The organism is Pseudomonas sp. RIT-PI-o, from assembly GCF_001297215.1.
GTDB classification, from domain to species: Bacteria; Pseudomonadota; Gammaproteobacteria; order Pseudomonadales; family Pseudomonadaceae; genus Aquipseudomonas; species Aquipseudomonas moraviensis_A.
In genome coordinates, this window is the sequence record NZ_LHPA01000020.1 from 461,879 (window position 1) to 480,143 (window position 18,265).

The following is an 18,265-nucleotide window of genomic DNA, read 5'->3' on the forward strand; positions in this document are numbered from 1 at the left end:
GGATTGGCGCCGTTAACAAGCGGCGCCAGCTCCCGACTTTGCCTGCCGCAATTTGAACAGAAACCCATGATTATCGACCTCTACGGATTCGGCCCGGCGCTCGCCGCTGGCGCGCTGATGACCGTCCAACTGGCGCTCACCGCCCTGTGCCTGGGCCTGGTGCTCGGCCTGCTCGGCGCTCTGGCCAAGACTTCCCCGTACAAGCCGTTGCAATGGCTTGGCGGCAGCTATTCGACGCTGGTGCGCGGCGTCCCGGAATTGCTCTGGGTGCTGTTGATCTACTTCGGTACGGTCAACCTGATGCGCACCCTCGGTGAGTACTTCGGCAACCCCGATTTGCAACTCAACGCTTTCGCCGCCGGTGTGATCGCACTGGGCCTGTGCTTCGGCGCCTACGCCACGGAAGTGTTCCGTGGCGCCCTGCTTGCCATTCCCAAGGGTCACCGTGAGGCCGGCCAGGCTCTGGGCCTGTCGAAGTGGCGGATCTTCACCCGGTTGATCATGCCGCAGATGTGGCGCATCGCCCTGCCCGGCCTGGGCAATCTGTTCATGATCCTGATGAAAGACACCGCGCTGGTATCGGTCATCGGTCTGGAAGAAATCATGCGTCACGCGCAGATCGGCGTGACCGTGTCGAAACAGCCGTTCACCTTCTATATGGTCGCGGCGGTCATGTACCTCGCCCTGACGGTACTGGCGATGACCGGCATGCATTTCCTGGAAAAACGCGCCGCCCGCGGCTTTGCGAGGAGCGCGCAATGAACTGGGAAGTCATTATCAAGTGGCTGCCGAAACTGGCGCAGGGCGCGACCCTGACGCTCGAACTGGTTGCCATCGCAGTGATTGCCGGCCTGCTGCTGGCGATTCCGCTGGGCATCGCCCGATCTTCGAAGCTGTGGTACGTGCGCTCGCTGCCTTACGCCTACATCTTCTTTTTCCGGGGCACGCCGTTGCTGGTGCAGCTGTTCCTGGTCTATTACGGCCTGGCGCAGTTCGACGCCGTGCGTGAAAGCTCGCTGTGGCCGTACCTGCGCGATCCATTCTGGTGTGCCACGGTGACCATGACCTTGCACACAGCGGCGTACATCGCCGAGATTCTGCGCGGTGCGATTCAGGCGATTCCACCGGGCGAGATCGAAGCGGCGCGAGCGTTGGGCATGTCCAGGCCGAAAGCGATGTTCTACATCATCCTCCCGCGTGCTGCGCGGATCGGTCTGCCGGCGTACAGCAACGAAGTGATTCTGATGCTCAAGGCCAGCGCTTTGGCCAGCACCGTGACCCTGCTGGAATTGACCGGCATGGCCCGCACGATCATCGCCCGCACCTATTTGCCAGTGGAGATTTTCTTCGCCGCCGGCGTGTTCTATCTGGTCATGGCTTACGTGCTGGTACGCGGCTTCAAGCTGCTGGAGCGCTGGCTGCGCGTCGATGCCTGCCAGGGCCGCTGAAACTTCCTGCGTGCTGACGGGCGATGACTTGCTCGCCCGCTTCATCGCGCTGGATGCTTTTCTGATTGAGCATCAGGCGCTGTGGAAACCTCGACCGTTTACGCATCTTTCCCTTGCGTGGGAAACCAGTCACCCGGAATTGTCTTCCTGGCTTCGCGGGCGATCGCTGGAAGATGCAGAACGCGCGCATAACCATCTTGCTGATCTGACCGATGCGCCCGAGCCATTTGCCTCACTGGCGAAATTGTCGGCCCAACTGAGTGCAGTCGGCGAATTGCCAAGGCACGCGCTTGAGGTTGCCGGGCATCGCTTGAATGTCGATGTACCTGGGCGCAAGTGGCAGCAGATCGAGGCGTTTGCCAGTTGTCTGTCTTTCGCCTCGCAGCCGACGCATTGGCTGGACTGGTGTTCCGGCAAAGGGCATCTGGGTCGACGATTGTTAAATGAAGGGCAGCAACTGACTTGTGTCGAATATGATCCTTTGTTGGTTGCGAGCGGGCAGGCGCTGAGTCAGCGTCATGACTTGCATGCGCTGCATGTGGAGCAGGACGTACTCGCGGCGGACGCCGCTGCCGTGGTGAGCGCCAGTCACACACCCATCGCCCTGCACGCCTGCGGCGATCTGCACGTACGCCTCATGCGATTGGCGAGTGCCGCCGGATGTCAGCAGATGGCGATCGCGCCATGTTGCTACAACCGGATCAATCGCAGCGAGTATCAGCCACTGTCTTCTGAGGGTTTGCGATCAGCCCTACGGCTATCACTCGAAGATCTGGCTCTGCCGATGAGCGAAACCGTCACCGCCGGTGCGAGGGTCAAACGCCAGCGCGATACCTCGATGGCCCGACGCTTGGCTTTCGATTGTCTGCAACGGCAGTTGCGCGGTACTGACGAGTATTTGCCAACCCCATCTCTGCCGAGCGCCTGGCTGGATAAATCCTTCCCTGACTACTGTCGCGATCTGGCCGCGCTGAAAGAGTTATCCACAGTTGGACCGACGGATTGGGAAAAACTGGAAGCTACCGGTTGGCAGCGACTGGCCGAAGTACGCAACCTGGAATTGCTCCGCGGGTTGTTCCGACGGCCACTGGAGCTTTGGTTGAATCTGGATCGGGCACTGTTCCTCGTCGAACAGGGCTACACCGTACGCCTTGGCACTTTTTGCGCAGCCCCCCTTACGCCACGGAATTTGCTGGTGTTGGCCGAACGCAAATAAAACGTGACCACCCTGTGGATAACTCTGTTGATGAATCCATAGTGGATCCAATATTTACGCCTGTTTCACGCCATTAACATCCCTGTTCATTTTTTGTTCACATGGATAAAAAACCGTTAAAACAGGAATTTGCGAACAAAATGAGAACGCTTCCAGAAAATCCCGCCTGACCTGAGTCAATCCCAGCCGAATGTGCATAAGCCGCCAATCAAAACGACATAACCGCCTGATTGCACCCGCTCGCAGCGAATAATTGCGGCATCTCGCCCGCCTTGCTATACAAGGCCACAACGTGCCACCCGCACGCGTCCCAACAAGAACAAAACAAACCCGACAGGATGCGACCGTGACGTTTATTTCTTATGCGCAGAATTTTGAAGACGTCCGCTTGTGGCGTGCCCTCAAGCAAGTCGAAGACGGCTTCTATATCGATGTAGGAGCCAATGACCCGAATCACGATTCGGTTACCAAAGCCTTCTATGACCACGGCTGGAACGGCGTGAACGTCGAACCGATACAGAACTACTACGACGCCCTCTGTCAGCAACGTCCGCACGACACTACTGTGCAATGCATCGCCAGCGATCGGCCCGGCGAAATGACTTTCTACGCTATCCCCGATACCGGCCTGTCCACGGCCGACCCGGCGATCGCCAAACAGCACAAAGATCAAGGCATGGAGGTGCGCAGCCTCACAGTAGAGTCGCGCACACTGACGTCGATCTGCGAACAATATGCCGCTGATCGACCGATCCATTTCCTGAAAATCGACGTCGAAGGCCACGAAGAAAGCGTCCTGCGCGGCATGGACTTCACTCGCTTCCGTCCCTGGATCATAGTCATCGAGACCCCCTGGGAGCGCGACCACACGTGGGAACCGCTGGTCACCGACGCCGGCTATCAGGCGATCCTGTTCGACGGTCTCAACACCTGGTTCCTCGCCGACGAACACCTGAACCTCAAACCTGCTTTCGATATCCCACCGTGTAATCTCGACAACTTCCAGTTGTGCAAAGGCCACGCCTTCGCTCACCCGCTCAGCCCCAGCGAACTCGACACCGCCCAACAGCTGGCCAACGCCCTGCAACGCGCGGAGCAGGCCGAAGCGCGACTATCGGCCCTGCAGAACAGCCGCACCGTGAAGGCCGTGCAAACCCTGCGCAATGTGCTACGTAAGGCTTGATTAGAGCGGATGCAAAAATAGTCTGAATTCAGGGGTTTACAGGATCTTCCCAATCGCTATAATCGTCGCCCACACGCCGGTATAGCTCAGTTGGTAGAGCAACTGACTTGTAATCAGTAGGTCCCGGGTTCGACTCCTGGTGCCGGCACCATACAAAACAAAGGCTCGCAGCAATGCGGGCCTTTTGTTTTTGCGCTAGACGTATCAAGGGACGTAACAAGCACGTTGTTCACTGAGGGTGGCTGCATAATGGAATGGCTTAAGACTTTCTCCGCTGATTATGCAAATGCCGTTACAGCCGCTGTAGCAATCCTAGCGCTCATGATCACCAGCATTACCCTTTTCTACTTAAGGCGAGAGTACAGGGCGAAATATCGTCCGTACGTAGTGCCAGTCGTGAATGTAGAGCGTATCAGTCCAGTGCCCGAGGAAACGGTATACGTCACTAGCGTACGTCCGTTGAACATAGGGCCGCACCCCTGCTTTGTGATGCTTACCTCTCTTCAGTTGCAGATCGGCGATGAGACTTATGACACACCTAGTAACCAAAGGTGGTCATTGATCGGGCCTGGTGGTGCCGCATATACGTTCCCCATCGGCCATATCAATCAATTCGGGATTGATAGTGTCCGTGAGGGCAGGTACAGACACAATCGGATCGAGGTGAGATTTCAGCTTCACTCTAAGTCGGTAGATGACGGTCACGAGCAAACCCAGCAGTTCATTTTTGAAATTGTCGCTCAAGAAAATCCGATCGCGGTGATCCGGCCCGAGTGGATCACGGACGTAAAGCGGAACTGAGCCGGTGTGAGCCATTGGATGACTTTCTACAGTACCTATATGCGACGGCGGCGCGCATGGGAGCTTTTAGACGGCAGTCACCTTAAGTGAAACGCTTCACTGCACCATCCCGGCGAACCACAATCCTCGTCTTTTGTTGACCCGCGGGAAAAAGGTAATTTAGATAATCCGTTCTTCATTAGAAAACAATATCTTTAAGATCAATGGGTTAATACGATGTCTCAAAGGTAATAACATAGTAATTTTCTAGTAATCAGATTAACTTTTACCCTAGTCAAATCCTAACCTTGTAAAAGCCTTTTAAATCATGAACTTACGAAAAAATTATCTTTTCGATTACCCCCCAAATTACCTTCTTTGGTAATTGCTCAAAGCCACGTCACACAAGGCTTACAGCCCCCTCTAGCAGCATTGGGAACAGACTCCTTTTTCACAAGCTACTGACCGCTGACTCCACAGTCCCTCACGACCCTGACCTTCACGCTTTTGCCTCTCAGTACTTACAGGAATTAAGCACGGCGCTGATCGATGATGTAGTCAAAGTGATGGATGCGCCGTCGGATAAGCCGTTGATGTAAACGCCGGTGTAGGGCCCTCGCTGATGCGAGGGCTTTTTGCGTTTCAGACCTGACTGATCTCGAACACAAACGAAATCTTCTGCTGACCCGCACTCCACACATAGCGCAAATGTTTGCCCTGCTTCGGAATCGAAACCGCCGGGGGCCGAAACGCCGCAACGCATTCATGCCCCGCCAATCGCACGCTGTTATAGAGCAAGCCCCAAGATTCAGCATCGCGCAATTGCCGCGCAAATACCTGCGACGGCCCGTAGGCGTCCGGATCAGGCTGATGCAAATGATCAAAGCCATGACGAACGTCATGCAGCGGTTTGATCACCTGATTGACGTAAGTGCGCATGGTCAATTCGAGATCGGCTTCCTGGGTCGCGGCGAGGAAGCGTTCCTGGTGGTAACAGGTTTCGGCGATGGCTGCGGCCTGGCTGCTGGCAGCGTAATAGACGCCGAAGGTGCCGTCGCTGAACCGGCTGCGTTTGCCGACATGGGTAAACGCGGCCATTACTGGACTGGAACCGGGGCCGGACAGGCGATCTTCGGGGCGCACGCGGGCGAGCACGCCGGCCTGCTCGATCAGACGATCATTGGTTAGCGCTTCGATGGCGTAGGCGACTTCGAGGTCTTCTGGATCGAGCACATCTTCGAACAGCGCAATCGGCGGGAAGCTGCTGTTGACGATGCGATACGCGCGCGGCCATGGCACCTCGACCAGCGCCGGCGTTTTCAACCGCGCACTCCATCGAGGTAGCGGCGCACATCGGCGATGTCGACTACCCTGCCCGCCAGCATGTAATCCAGTGCAGTTTTGCCGTTGAACGGTGCCGCGGTGTTCGGGCTGCTGACCCAAGCGTAAGCGCGCTCGCGGCTGTTGCTGAAGATGATGCTCAACGCCTTGTGAATGCCCATCAGGTAAGAGATACGCTCGAGGGTGTCGTGGGGCAGGCGTATGTTTGGCAGGTGTTTGTATTTATAGAACGTGGTGTTGCCGACACCGCCCAGCAATGTGCGTTGCTGCTCGGCGCTGCAGCCCCAACGCTCCATAAGGTTGAAGAAGAACTTCAGCGCGACGCGACCGGCTTCGGGGGCGTCGAGTTGTTCGCGTGGGATGAGGGCTGGAGATGAGGTAGGCATAGACGCCTCCTGATTTTGTCTTAGCTCAAGACTAGTACAAAACTGTAATTTTTTAGAGTTTTGATACACAAACGAACAATCGCAACAAACAGCCGCACAGAAGCCGGAGTTAAGCCGGCTTATGTATTTCTGCGCTATTTAAACAATTCCGAATGGCTCCCCAAATCCACAAACGTGATCAGGTCTGGGCGTGTGTTCTCGTAAACCAACAGAAAATCGCCACCGATATGACACTCGCGGAATCCAGACCAATCTCCAGTCAGCCAATGATCCAGATATTCTGCGGGTAATTGCTGCCCCAAGAACAACATCGCCATCACATTCCGGACGTCGTTCATGTCTCGCCTTCCGGCACGGCTATAACGATCCCAAGACTTCTTGAATTCACAAGTCTGTGCACACTGTTCAGGCCGATCAGCGCGTTTTTGCGTTTTCTCCGGTTTCGCCATCAACAGTCCTCAGCATGTCGTCTATGGAGTCGAAACGCTCACGGATTTCTCGTGCTTCCATCATTGCGCGCGCCGTTTTCTCTGATGGAACTCGCACCTCGAAGGGAAGCCCCTGAGTGGCAACAACCTGTCGCAGAAAAAGTCGCATGGCGTCGCTGATGCTCAGCCCGCAAGCGTTTAAGACTTCAGTGGCACGCGTTTTCAAATCCTCATCAATGCGGCAACGCACATCGGTAGTTTTCAGTAGTGCAGCCATTACGATTACCTCGTTGTGATTTTGTAGCTACATCAGCGCTACCTCTACATTGTGGTCGGAGGGATCTTCGTCGGTCAACGCGAAGTTGATAGGTGGTTGTTAACCGCCATGGATCGAATGCCAGGCATCCATTTCAACTCCTTTGACAGGTAAGCGCTATCAGCTAAATCGCTACTCTGCCTGAGATCGTTCTGCGCGTGACGCTGGCAAAAACCTCGGAGGATGTAAGCCGTTTCTCATCGGAAAAACCGCCCCCACGCACCAAAACCCAGCACTTTTTATGACTTCCATCACCCCCACGCCACCAAAAACCCCGATCCTCTGTCAGCCTCCAGCCATCGGCGGGGGAATCAATTCGCTACTAAATCCGCGACAACTATGCTCAGGTGCAGGAATATAGCCGGCATATGGCGCCGGTTCGGTCGTTTCGTAAACAACAATACCCAGCCCACTTCAGAGGGCATTACCCATGGATAGCAGAACCTTACGCAACCTCATGCGCATCGTGCAGACCGGCTCGTTGTCGGCTGCAGCCGAGCATTCGTGCCTGACTGTGCAGGCGTTGGCCGCGCAGTTGAACAAGGTCGAAGAGCAGTTCGGTTTCCGCTTGTTTCGCCGTTCAAACAAGGGGCTGACGCTGACGCCGCAAGGCACGGAGCTGACGCCCTACATCGACAAAGTGTTGATCGCCACGCGGCAGATGGAGGAAAAGGTCGAGGCCCTGAAGGTGCCGGGGCAGCGGACGTTGAAGGTGGCGTTGAACAACACGCTGTCGCCTGACTTCAACCGGCGCATGATCGGACGTCTGATCGAGGTGTTTCCCGATTACCAGATGGAATTCAGCTACGCCGAGTCGATGGAAAATCTCAGCAAGCTGAAGAACGAAGATTTCGACCTCGCCGTGCTGATCGGCCCGCAGCGTCCCGGCTTGCCGAGCATCGTGCTGCCGGATGTGCAGGTGCAGGTGGTCGGTGCGCATTGCGGTCAGGAAAACGATCCTTTGACCTTGCTGGGCAACAAGTTCCAGGTGCGTCCTGCAGAAGACTGTCCGTATTCCCACAGCTTTTTGCGTTTTCTCGACGCCGGCCTGGGTAATCACGAGAACGGTCAGCGCATGGTCTATTCATGCAGCGAAACCTTGACGCTGTCGCTCATCACACAGATGGATGCGGTCGGTATGGTCTCGCGTGAAGCGGCGCAGAAGAACGGCCTGACGATCTTCCCCGGTTTCGAGGATTTTCTCGAAGTGCGCCTGGCGGTGAACAATCCGGAGTTGTCGCACCAGGCGTTGAACGATGTCGTCGATATGCCGCTACATGAACGAGCCGAGCGCAATGTACGCAGCCGTCCCCACCGCCACACTGAGAAAGAGGTTTTTGCTGAAATACGCACATAGCAACGTCGGAATCGCGGCATAGAATTCCGGGCGATCTAGCTGTATCTGCCGGTCCTTGATCAACAGGGGCGTGAGGCTGATCGCAGCGACGATCGCCACCGGCAAATATTCCAGCGCCCGCGCCACGAACGGCGGCCAGTGTTCGGTGTTGATCTGCAGCGGCAAGGCACGTGGCAGAAAGGTCACGGCCATCATCAATGCCACCACCAGAATCAGGAACGTTTGGTCAGGCATACACCCACTCCGCAGCCCACAAACGTGGCGATAAATACGTTGAAGGGCGAACTGCCGATCAGGCTCAGTGCTCCCATGCAGACCACGGCGGCAGCGGCGGCGATCAGTTTTCTGCGCGTGTTGCACAGCGAAACCAGCACGTAGAGCATCATCGCCGTCAGTGCGTAATCGAGCTGATATTTGATCAAGTGCGCCGCGTACTGCGCGCAGACCGCACCGAGCAAACCGCCGAGCACCCACGACGTGTGGCAGAACAGGTTGAAACCGATCAGATAACGCACATTGACCGGCGCGCCAGTGCCGAGCTTGACGCTGTGGAAGGCGAAGGATTCGTCGGTCAGGCCACCGGCGTAAGCCCAACGTTCCATGCGGCTCAAGCCAAGGGCGCGCAGGGCCTTGGCCATGTACACCGACATCAGCATGTGCCGCGCATTGATCAGGAACGTGGTCAGTACGATGGTGGTCAGCGATGCGCCGCTGGAGATCAGCGCCAGCGCGGCGAATTGCGATGCGCCGGCATACACGAACAAGCACATCGCCACCGGCAGCCACATCGGCAAACCAGCGTTGACCGCCATCAGCCCGAAGACAAACGACACGGTGAAATACCCGGCGACCACCGGGCTGGCTTCGGCAAACGTGCGCGACGGCTGATGAGTCGCCATCAACGGTGCGCTGCCGGACCTTTCATTCATAGATCCCTCTCAAATGTCCGTTCGCCGTGAGGTTCGCAAAAACCCTGGGCGGTCCAGAATCGCTTGCCCGCGAGGTTAGCATCGTCGACGAACAGAAACATCCGCAGAACCCCGACCCGCTTCATGTCGGATGACGCGGCTTCGACCAGGCGCTGACCCACGCCCTGGCTGCGGTAGCGCGGGCTGACGGCCAGATGATTGATCGTGCCGCGGCTGCCGAGCATGCCGCCCAGCACCGCGCCGACGATCTCGCCGTCGACATCGAACGCCAGGTACGCCGTGGTGGTTTTCTGGATCAACACGCCGCGCAGGCATTTGGCGTCCTGCCATTCGCAGAACGACACTTCGTCGAACTGGCGGAAGAAGCGCTCCATGCGTTGCGCATCCTTGGCCGTAGCCCGGCGCAGGACCACTGGCGTCGAGCATTCGACGCCGTCGATTGGGGTGATCTGATTAGCGAACAATGTCGAAAGCGGTCCCGGGCCGCGAGAAGGAAATTGCCAGAATCTGCCGGTATGCCATGGCATGCGTGTGAGTGTTGCGCGCCGGGGTCACGTAGTGACGCATGTCGCGATCGAGGAAGTAGGTGGTGTCGAGAATTTCCTCGTAGGTGGTCGCCGCCAATTGATGCTTGTGGATGTCGTACAGACGACTCTCCGCACCCTCGACGTTATTGCGTCCCCAGAAGTGCACGCCGCTGAACGGATAGCCATCGCAGTGAATGCCTTCGGGAGTGATCTCCAGCTGTTTGCCGGGTTTGATCTCGATGCGAATCTGATGGATCTGGCATTGCCAGATTTCATCGTGCAACTCTTCCGGCAGAACGCTCTTGTACACTTCGAAATCGGTGTCGATCAGGCTGCGCATCACCGGTGAAGAGATCACTTCTTCGGAAAAGTCCTGAAAGTGCCGTACCACGCCGCCGACATAGGCGTTGTTCGCTTTCGATTGCACATAGGCGCGATGCTCGAGTTGTTTGAGTTCGCGGGTTTTCGGGTTGTATTCAAAGTCGCTGTAACGACGGTAGCGCATGCCGGCTTCGGCCTGACCGTAATAGCTGTCAGGCTCCATGTTTTCCCAACTCTTGGTCAGTCTGACGAAGTCGGCAAAATGACCGTAGAGATTGAAGTCACCACCCTGGACGTTGACAAACTTGTCGCGCCGTAGCGATTCGCCCACTTCTCTGTTCAAAACGATCATTACCAGATTCTCCGTTGCGTTGAACGCCTTAATCTATTAGGTGGAGAATTTGCGTCCATGAGAAAGAATTTCAGGCATTTGAAGTGTTGTTTGAAACGAAACCTGCAACGCATCGAAAACAACTTTTACATGACAAAAACACTGGTTATTTCCCGTTTCGACTGAAAAACCGTCGAAAAAAAACCCCGAACGAATCGGGGTTTTCTCATTTTTCTTACAGCATTTCGATCATCAGAAGATATTGATCGGATAGTCCACGAATACTCGCACTTCGTTACCGCTGACGTTGTACTCGCTGGATTTCTGCGAGACACGCAGAATCGAGCTGCGCAGTTTCACGCTCAGGTCTTTGGCCGGACCACTTTGCACGACGTACTTGAACTGGTTGAAGATCTCGCGCTCGGTGCCGCCTTCGCTGGTGGAGGTGGTGATGTTGTCGCCACGCACGTAAGCGAAGTTGTAGCTCAGGCCCGGAACGCCGAATGCACCGAAGTCCAGGCCGTAGCCCAGCTGCCAGCTGCGTTCATCTTCGGCGTTGAAGTCCGACCAGTAGGAGTTGGCCAGGTAGATGGTATTGCCACCGTCACCGACACGCCCCTGACCTTTCTGATAACCGCCGTAGGCGTAACCCAGGTTGCTGTCGCCGGTGGAACGCTGGTGCGCCACGGTGAACGAGTGCGGGCCGGTGGCGAAGGTCGCCGCCAGGCTCCAGATCTTGTTGTCGTCGCCGGTTACACCGTTTTCGCGGACATAGGAGTTGTCCAGTTTGGTGCGATAGCCGTTGAAGTCCAGGGTCAGCGACTGGTCCTTGTTGAACGGAATCACGTAGTTGGCGTTCACGTACTGTTTCTTCAAGACGTCTTCAACGTCCGACGCATAGAGCGCGCCTTTGAAGCGTTCGGTGAACTGATAGCTGCCGCCCAATACATTGATCGACTTCAGACCGCCGCTGTCACGGCCTTCATCGCTCTTGCGCGATTCAGCGGTAAAACGACCGGCATTCAACTCCAGACCTTTGATCTCACGGGAAGTGATCAAAGTACCGGTGTAGCTTTCCGGCAACAGACGCACGTTGTCGTAACTCAGCACCGGCAGGGCCGGCATCTGGTCGCCGTAGGTCAGCACGGTGTTGGAGAAGCGGAATTTGACCGCTGCGCCGCCCTTGGCGATGTCGTGGTTGGCGCGACCGTCATTTTCCTGCTTGAAGAAGTCGATGCCTTGGGCGCCGGTGCGTCCCTTGCCACCGTCCAGACGCAATGCGTACAGACCAAAGGCGTCAACACCGACACCCACGGTGCCTTGGGTGAAGCCGGACGAGAACGTCCCGATCGCCGCCTGGCCCCACTCGGCTTTGTCCGGGCGACCGTCTTTGTAATCACGATTGATGTAGGCGTTGCGCAGCAGCACTTTGAGGCTGCTGTCTTCAACGAAACCCTTGGATTCGGCCTGGTCGTTAGCCATGGCCTGTGTAGCACTCAACATCCCCAGTGCGATCAGACTGATTCGCTTGTTCAACATTTTGTTTTCCTTATTACGGGTTGAAACGCGCTGTGTCGAACGGCTGAAACGGCGCTTTTGCACTCTTGTATTCACCCCGAAACAAAAAGACCCGTCGACGGATACGTCATGGCGGGCCTGCTCCTTATTTTGAGTCATGGCGGTTAGCCACAGGCGTTGGGCGGAATCGTAGCCGCGCCCTTAACAGTGTGTCAATTTCAAGAATCGTCTTTAAATAGGCGAAAAACGTCTAAGAAACGTAAATTCTTAGCTGGGCAATTGCAGGAAAACCAGATTAAGCAGGGAGTTTTGATTTGTGGGAGCGAGCCTGCTCGCGAAAAGCGATGAATCAGTCAACGAGTCATTGGCAGGGCGGACGCCTTCGCGAGCAGGCTCGCTCCCACCTTTGAATACCTGTAGATAAAATTCAGGCAAAAAAAAGCGCCGCCAATCCCGGCAGCGCTTTGATCAATCCCTGTTACTCCTGTCCTTCCATCACATCCCACAACGCTTCCAGTTCGGCCTCGCTGAACAGCCCAGCGGGGTAGCGCTCGATCATCATCCGGCGCGGATCAGGTTCTCTGATCTGACGCGTTCCATTGGACTTCAACCAGTGCGCGACAAGCTGGAGCGATTCGCCATTGACGGCCATGGGATGCACAGTCCGCTCGCTGACTACGTTCACTTCGGCGTTCATTTCAGCGCTCTCCCCCGTTCATGAGCGGCTAAGTTATCCAAGGTTTGTGACAGAACTGTTGAAGTTCCCCGCCCTCCCTAGTGCAACAGAAGCAATACAAGAGCTATGCCAAAGCGCGCCGAACAGCGACCGGCGGATACAAACAAGCCCGCGGTCCTGACGGGCTGCGGGCTTGCTTTCATGCGTAGCGAGCTAATCATTGCCAGGCTGATTTGTTAACCAACTCAAGCTGTTACGACTCAACTCACTCTTTGTGCGGCGCCGACTGTTGCTGGGTAAGGCAGTGAATATTGCCGCCACCCAGTAACAGTTCGCGGCCCGGCACCATCACCACTTCGTGCTGCGGGAACAGCTTCTGCAGGATTTCCTTGGCTGGCGCGTCCATCGGGTCATCGAAGCTCGGCGCGATGATGCCGCCGTTGACGATCAGGAAATTCACGTAGGAACCGGCCAGGCGCACGGACGGATTACGCTCCTGCGAGCCGTCCACCGGATCGACCCCGGCGCACTCTTCCTCGGTCGCATACAACGGCCCCGGAATCGGCATTTTGTGCACCGTGAACGGGCGGCCCTTGGCGTCGGTGCTGTCTTGCAGCACGCGCATTGCGGCCTGGCAGCGTGGATAGTTCGGATCCTGCGGATCATCGGTCCACGCCAGCAATACTTCTCCCGGGCGCACGTAACAGCAGAAGTTATCCACATGGCCGTCGGTTTCGTCGTTGAACAGACCATCCGGCAGCCAGATGATCTTGTCCACGGACAGGTTGTCACTGAGCACCGCTTCGATTTCTTCGCGGCTCAGGTGCGGGTTGCGATTGCGGTTGAGCAGGCATTCTTCGGTGGTGATCAAAGTGCCTTCGCCGTCGACATGAATCGAACCGCCTTCGAGCACGAAACCTTCAGTGCGGTAGCGCGGGCTGCGCTCGATCTCGAGGATTTTGCCGCCGACCTGCGAGTCACGATTCCACGGCGCATACAGACCGCCATCGAAACCACCCCAGGCGTTGAAATCCCAGTTCACACCGCGCACTTCGCCACGATTGTTGATGACGAAGGTCGGGCCGCTGTCGCGAACCCAGGCGTCGTCGCTGGACATTTCCACCACGCGGATATTCGGCACATCGAGGCGCGCGCGGGCGTTTTCGTATTGGCCGGCGGAGACGGCAACGGTCACCGGCTCGAAGCGGGCGATGGCTTTGGCCACTGTGGCGTGCGCGGCCTGCGCCGGTTTGCCACCCAGACGCCAGTTGTCCGGGCGCTCGGGCCAGATCATCCAGGTCTGGGTTTGTGGCGCCCACTCGGCCGGCATGTAGAAGCCGTCGGCGCGTGGGGTACTTTTCAATGTGGTCATCAGGACTCCAGGGAACCGTCGAGGGTTTTCAACGCGCCGTACAGATTCGGCCGGCGGTCGCGGAATGAACCCCACGCGCTGCGAATATGCTCGAGCTCGTCAAGGTTGAACGTGTGCACAAGAATACCTTCTTCGGTTTTATTCAGCTCCTGCACTTTTTCACCGAACTGGTTGGCGATGAACGATGAGCCATAGAAGGTGATGTCATAACCGTCCTGTTCTTCGTTGCCGATGCGGTTGCTGGCGATCAGCGGCATCAGGTTGGCGCCGGCATGGCCCTGCTGCACACGTTGCCAGTGATCGCGCGAAGAAATGCTGTTGTCGTGTGGCTCGCTGCCAATGGCGGTCGGATAGAACAGGATTTCCGCGCCTTGCAGGGCCATGCTGCGGGCCGCTTCCGGAAACCACTGATCCCAGCAGATGCCTACGCCGATTTTCGCGTAACGGGTGTTCCACACTTTGAAACCGGTGTCGCCCGGGTTGAAGTAATACTTCTCGTGATAGCCCGGGCCGTCCGGGATGTGGCTTTTACGATAAATCCCGAGATTGCTGCCATCGGCGTCGATGATCGCGATGCTGTTGAAGCGCGCCCGCCCGGCCAGCTCGTAGAAGCTGATCGGCAACACCACTCGAAGTTCTTGGGCGATTTTCTGGAAATGCCTGATGGCGACGTTTTCTTCAACGGTCGTTGCCAGTTGCAGGTAATCCGGATTCGGCTTCTGGCAAAAGTACGGTGCCTCGAACAGCTCTTGAATCAGGATGATCTGCGCACCTTTGGCGGCGGCTTCACGCACCAGCCTTTCAGCAGTTTCGAGGTTGGCTTCAAGATCCCACGAACAGGCCATCTGCGTGGCGGCGACGGTAACGATACGGCTCATGAATCATCTCCGGGCTAGTGCTTTGACGGTCGACGAATTCGACCGAAAAGAAACGCGCGCACCGGACAAGAGATCGCCAAGGCCGGGGCAATGGCGACTTTATAACCGATAAATATCGGCTTTAAAACCTATAAATCAGAAAATACGCTATTTAAACGCTTAGTAAATCGATACAAATCGAACTTTAGACCGAATACAAATGTGGGAGCGAGCCTGCTCGCGAATGCGGTGTGTCTGTCACCGCATCTGGCGACTGATACACAGCTTTCGCGAGCAGGCTCGCTCCCACATGGGATGTGCCTTGCTTACAAGCCTTCGGTAAGCACCCGATCCAGCATATCGACAAAGAAATCCACGCTCTGGCGCGACGTCACCATCGGTGGTTTGATCTTGAGGATGTTCAAGTCATCGCCGGTCGGCTGCATGAAAATCCCCAGCTCACGCAGGCGATCACACAGCAACGCAGTCTCTGCAGTCGCCGGCTCCAGCGTCTGCCGATTGCGGATCAGCTCGAGTCCCAGATAGAACCCTGAGCCGTGTACCGCGCCAACCAGCGGATGTTTATCGATCAACGCTTCCAGTCGCGCCTTGAAGTGGCCGCCGACGACTTGGGCGTTTTCCCAGAGCTTTTCTTCTTCCATAACGTCCAGCACTGCCATGCCGATCTGACAACTGACCGGACTGCCGCCCGCCGAGGAGAAGAAGTAGCCCTCGGCCTCCAGCGCCTCGGCTATCTCTCGACGAGTGATCACCGCGCCAAGAGGCTGACCATTGCCCATGCCTTTGGCCATGGTGATGATGTCCGGCACCACGCCCTGATCTTCGAAGCCCCAAAAGAATTTGCCCATGCGCCCATAACCGACCTGCACCTCGTCAGCGATGCACACCCCGCCCTGTGCACGCACCAGCGCATAGACCTTTTGCAGATAACCCGCCGGCAACGAAATACCGCCGGCATTGCCGTACACCGGCTCGCAAATGAAACCGGCCAGTTGCCGCTTCTGCTCGGCAAGTTTTCGCAGATGATGTTCGACGCTGCGCACGTATTCAGGCGCCGATTCGGGGCCACGGAATTCGCCGCGATAGGTGTTCGGCGCCGTCACTGGGTGCACCCAGTCCGGGCGGCTTTCCAGAGCTTTCGGGTTGTCGGCAATCGACGTTGAAACCGCATCGGCGCCGACCGTCCAGCCGTGATAGGCCTCGAGGACACTGATCATGTCGCGCCCGCCGCTGTAGGCCCAGGCCAGGCGAATCGCCAGGTCATTGGCCTCGCTGCCGCTGTTGACCAGGAACACCCGGTCCATGCCCTTCGGGGCGAGCTTGAGCAAGCGTTCGGAAAACTCGGCGACTGCCGCATAGTTGAACCGCGAGTTGGTATTGAGCAACGACCATTGCCGCGCCGCGACCGCCGCCATGCGCGGGTGGCCGTGGCCCAGGACTGCAACGTTGTTGAGCATGTCCAGATACGATCGGCCGTGCATGTCGATCAGATGATTGCGCCAGCCGCGCTCGATGCGTGGCGGGTCGACGTAATAGTGTTTTTGCGTACGGGCGAAACTGGCATCGCGACGCGCGAGCAGGGTTTGCGCGTCCAGCTCTGGCTCGGCGTCGCAGGCGAGGCCAAGCAACGTCGCCGGTGACGGGCACAACGCCTGCCAGGCCAGTGCCCGGGACGGCGTGCAGAACAGCGGCGCGTCGAGCTCTGCTGCTCGGCACAATTGCACGAGCAAAGGCCCGCTGACCTCACCGATTCGCTGGCCATGGTCCAGCGCTGCGCCAGGGTCAGGGAATGGCGTCACGCCCCATAGCCGAACACTGAACTGCGGCCCGTCAAGCCGCAGCGCACCGTCCGCCGTATGACTCAGAACACCCGCGAACGGTGCTTGCACGTCGGTTCCAGGCAGCACATGCAATTCGACATGCAGCGGGAACGTATCCGGTTCAGTCGCGCTGTCCGGCCGCGTGCGTGACAAGCGGTACTGGCCATAACGCGTGGCCGCCAGCCCGTGCACCGTTGCGGCCTCTGTCAGCAAACGCTGATCAATGCCCTGCTGCTCCCAATTGCCGGCCTCGAAGTGCGGGCTCAGCACACCCAAGTCGATCAGGGCAAATTCGCGCCCGACCAGGCCGGGCAGCAGTGGCGCAAATTGAATGTTTTCGACACCGGGCAGGGACTGGCCCACGGCCGTCAGAATCGCCGCCTCCATCAGCGCCAGTGGCACCGAGGTCGCGACGCGGAAGATCTCCCACTCATGACTGAGGTTGTCGCGGCTGTAGGTATTGCCCGGATCGACGCTCACCTGCTGCTCGCCACTGAGCACCAGCACCGCCGCTCGCGCGACGATCAACGGCCACAGCGCTTGCAGCTCTTCGTAGTGCAGCGGATTGACCGCGTGATACGCCTTGACCGCCGGCAGGATGACAAACGGATCGCCATCGGCGTGATGCAGCAAAGCCGCACAGGTCACCGAGAGATCGGTGATACGCCACGTACGCACCAGATCACCGAAATCGATCACCCCTTGCAACTGCCAATGGCGCTGAACATCGCGCTGCCAGACGACATTGTCATCGGTGATATCCATGTGAATCGCCTGCACCGGCAACTTGCCCAGCAGCGGCCGCAAATGGCGCTCGGCCCGCTCGGCGGCAGCGCCTATCGCCGCGCGCTGCTGCTCGTCGCTGATCACCGGCAACAGGTGATTGATCAACGCGTTGGCATGGCGCGCGTCCCACTGCAAGGTGCGCTCGAGGCCGGGGTGATCGAAGCCTGCCAGCGCCAGATCCATCTCGCCACAGAGTCGGCCAAAACCGGCGACCACGTCCTGACCAAGATGATCGAAATCGGTCAACGGCTGCCCGTCGATGTACTCCAGCAACCGCACATGTACCGCTTCGCCATTGGCGTGCAGCGACAACAGGTCTTCGCCGTTATTGGCAGCGATCACGCGTGGTACCTTGATCGCCGAGTGCTCGGCCAGATACTTGAGCCCGGCGTGCTGGGCCTGCAGCTCCGAAAGCGCGTAGTCACCCCGACAGACTTTCAACACGAAGCGCCCACGCGCACTGTCGACGCGATAATTCAGATCCTGCTGGCTGCCCAGCGCCTGCAAGGTGCCGCCAAGCCCGTAATATTCGGCCAGCCATTGCAGCGCCTGCGCTTCTGAAACCTGCGGACCGGGCAAACTGGCGCGATGAATCAACGTGGCGAGCGGCATGAAACGACCCCTGACATTTTATTAGGCGCTTATATCGCCA

20 protein-coding genes and 1 tRNA gene are annotated in these 18,265 nt (G+C 57.5%); 7 read left to right on the plus strand and 14 right to left on the minus strand.

Annotation, left to right across the window (positions count from 1 at the left end):
- Nucleotides 1-66: 66 nt before the first annotated feature.
- From AEQ63_RS10735 to AEQ63_RS10755, 5 genes are all read left to right on the plus strand, one after another.
- Nucleotides 67-762, plus strand: a complete 696-nt coding sequence (locus AEQ63_RS10735) for an ABC transporter permease (RefSeq protein ID WP_064363371.1) — start codon at nt 67-69, stop codon at nt 760-762.
- Nucleotides 759-1,448: an ABC transporter permease gene (locus tag AEQ63_RS10740; RefSeq protein ID WP_064363372.1), complete on the plus strand. Its 690-nt coding sequence runs from the start codon at nt 759-761 to the stop codon at nt 1,446-1,448. Before AEQ63_RS10735 ends, AEQ63_RS10740 begins: the two co-directional genes overlap by 4 nt.
- Nucleotides 1,429-2,664 (plus strand): methyltransferase, encoded by a 1,236-nt coding sequence (locus AEQ63_RS10745; protein WP_064363373.1) that lies wholly within the window; start codon nt 1,429-1,431, stop codon nt 2,662-2,664. Before AEQ63_RS10740 ends, AEQ63_RS10745 begins: the two co-directional genes overlap by 20 nt.
- Nucleotides 2,665-3,010: 346 nt before the next feature.
- Entirely contained in the window at nt 3,011-3,847 is an 837-nt protein-coding gene (locus tag AEQ63_RS10750; protein WP_064363374.1) for an FkbM family methyltransferase, read from the plus strand.
- Nucleotides 3,848-3,922: 75 nt separating this feature from the next.
- A tRNA-Thr gene (locus tag AEQ63_RS10755) sits at nt 3,923-3,998 on the plus strand.
- A gap of 404 nt (nt 3,999-4,402) precedes the next feature.
- Here AEQ63_RS10755 and AEQ63_RS27940 read toward each other — a convergent pair.
- A complete protein-coding gene (locus tag AEQ63_RS27940; protein WP_152972346.1) occupies nt 4,403-4,663 on the minus strand; it encodes a hypothetical protein in 261 nt (86 codons plus the stop codon).
- Between the two features lie 425 nt (nt 4,664-5,088).
- Here AEQ63_RS27940 and AEQ63_RS28935 point away from each other — a divergent pair, with 425 nt between their 5' ends.
- Nucleotides 5,089-5,226: a DUF3077 domain-containing protein gene (locus AEQ63_RS28935; protein WP_236705255.1), complete on the plus strand. Its 138-nt coding sequence runs from the start codon at nt 5,089-5,091 to the stop codon at nt 5,224-5,226.
- 43 nt (nt 5,227-5,269) lie between these two features.
- On the opposite strand, the gene AEQ63_RS10765 is transcribed toward AEQ63_RS28935, so the two are convergent.
- The 4 genes from AEQ63_RS10765 to AEQ63_RS10780 form a co-directional block, all read right to left on the minus strand.
- The gene (locus tag AEQ63_RS10765; protein ID WP_064363376.1) at nt 5,270-5,950 is read right to left on the minus strand and encodes an RES family NAD+ phosphorylase; all 681 of its coding nucleotides are present in this window, start codon (nt 5,948-5,950) and stop codon (nt 5,270-5,272) included.
- On the minus strand, nt 5,947-6,354 hold the full coding sequence (locus AEQ63_RS10770) for an MbcA/ParS/Xre antitoxin family protein (RefSeq protein ID WP_064363377.1): 408 nt from the start codon (nt 6,352-6,354) through the stop codon (nt 5,947-5,949). Before AEQ63_RS10770 ends, AEQ63_RS10765 begins: the two co-directional genes overlap by 4 nt.
- Nucleotides 6,355-6,488: 134 nt before the next feature.
- Entirely contained in the window at nt 6,489-6,803 is a 315-nt protein-coding gene (locus AEQ63_RS10775; protein WP_064363378.1) for a type II toxin-antitoxin system YafQ family toxin, read from the minus strand.
- Nucleotides 6,769-7,059 (minus strand): type II toxin-antitoxin system RelB/DinJ family antitoxin, encoded by a 291-nt coding sequence (locus tag AEQ63_RS10780; RefSeq protein WP_042608613.1) that lies wholly within the window; start codon nt 7,057-7,059, stop codon nt 6,769-6,771. Before AEQ63_RS10780 ends, AEQ63_RS10775 begins: the two co-directional genes overlap by 35 nt.
- Nucleotides 7,060-7,528: 469 nt before the next feature.
- On the opposite strand from AEQ63_RS10780, the gene AEQ63_RS10785 reads away from it, so the two are divergent.
- Complete coding sequence (locus tag AEQ63_RS10785; protein WP_042608612.1) at nt 7,529-8,455, plus strand: LysR family transcriptional regulator; 927 nt, start codon at nt 7,529-7,531, stop codon at nt 8,453-8,455.
- Here AEQ63_RS10785 and AEQ63_RS27170 read toward each other — a convergent pair.
- From AEQ63_RS27170 to AEQ63_RS10825, 9 genes are all read right to left on the minus strand, one after another.
- On the minus strand, nt 8,372-8,689 hold the full coding sequence (locus AEQ63_RS27170; protein WP_042608611.1) for an AzlD domain-containing protein: 318 nt from the start codon (nt 8,687-8,689) through the stop codon (nt 8,372-8,374). The two genes, AEQ63_RS10785 and AEQ63_RS27170, sit on opposite strands and share 84 nt — an antisense overlap.
- Entirely contained in the window at nt 8,668-9,384 is a 717-nt protein-coding gene (locus AEQ63_RS10790) for an AzlC family ABC transporter permease (protein WP_064363379.1), read from the minus strand. The genes AEQ63_RS27170 and AEQ63_RS10790 overlap by 22 nt, the downstream gene beginning before the upstream one ends.
- Nucleotides 9,381-9,758, minus strand: coding sequence for a GNAT family N-acetyltransferase (locus AEQ63_RS10795; protein ID WP_042608609.1), 378 nt, complete (start codon nt 9,756-9,758; stop codon nt 9,381-9,383). Before AEQ63_RS10795 ends, AEQ63_RS10790 begins: the two co-directional genes overlap by 4 nt.
- 79 nt (nt 9,759-9,837) lie before the next feature.
- Entirely contained in the window at nt 9,838-10,584 is a 747-nt protein-coding gene (locus tag AEQ63_RS10800; protein ID WP_064363380.1) for a 2OG-Fe dioxygenase family protein, read from the minus strand.
- 231 nt (nt 10,585-10,815) lie between these two features.
- Nucleotides 10,816-12,102, minus strand: a complete 1,287-nt coding sequence (locus AEQ63_RS10805; RefSeq protein ID WP_064363381.1) for an OprD family porin — start codon at nt 12,100-12,102, stop codon at nt 10,816-10,818.
- 457 nt (nt 12,103-12,559) lie between these two features.
- Nucleotides 12,560-12,778, minus strand: coding sequence for a hypothetical protein (locus AEQ63_RS10810; protein WP_064363382.1), 219 nt, complete (start codon nt 12,776-12,778; stop codon nt 12,560-12,562).
- 244 nt (nt 12,779-13,022) lie between these two features.
- Nucleotides 13,023-14,129, minus strand: a complete 1,107-nt coding sequence (gene aguA, locus AEQ63_RS10815; protein WP_064363383.1) for an agmatine deiminase — start codon at nt 14,127-14,129, stop codon at nt 13,023-13,025.
- The gene (aguB, locus tag AEQ63_RS10820; protein ID WP_064363384.1) at nt 14,129-15,007 is read right to left on the minus strand and encodes an N-carbamoylputrescine amidase; all 879 of its coding nucleotides are present in this window, start codon (nt 15,005-15,007) and stop codon (nt 14,129-14,131) included. Before aguB ends, aguA begins: the two co-directional genes overlap by 1 nt.
- A 305-nt stretch (nt 15,008-15,312) precedes the next feature.
- Nucleotides 15,313-18,225, minus strand: a complete 2,913-nt coding sequence (locus AEQ63_RS10825; protein ID WP_064363385.1) for an aminotransferase — start codon at nt 18,223-18,225, stop codon at nt 15,313-15,315.
- Between the last annotated feature and the right edge of the window lie 40 nt (nt 18,226-18,265).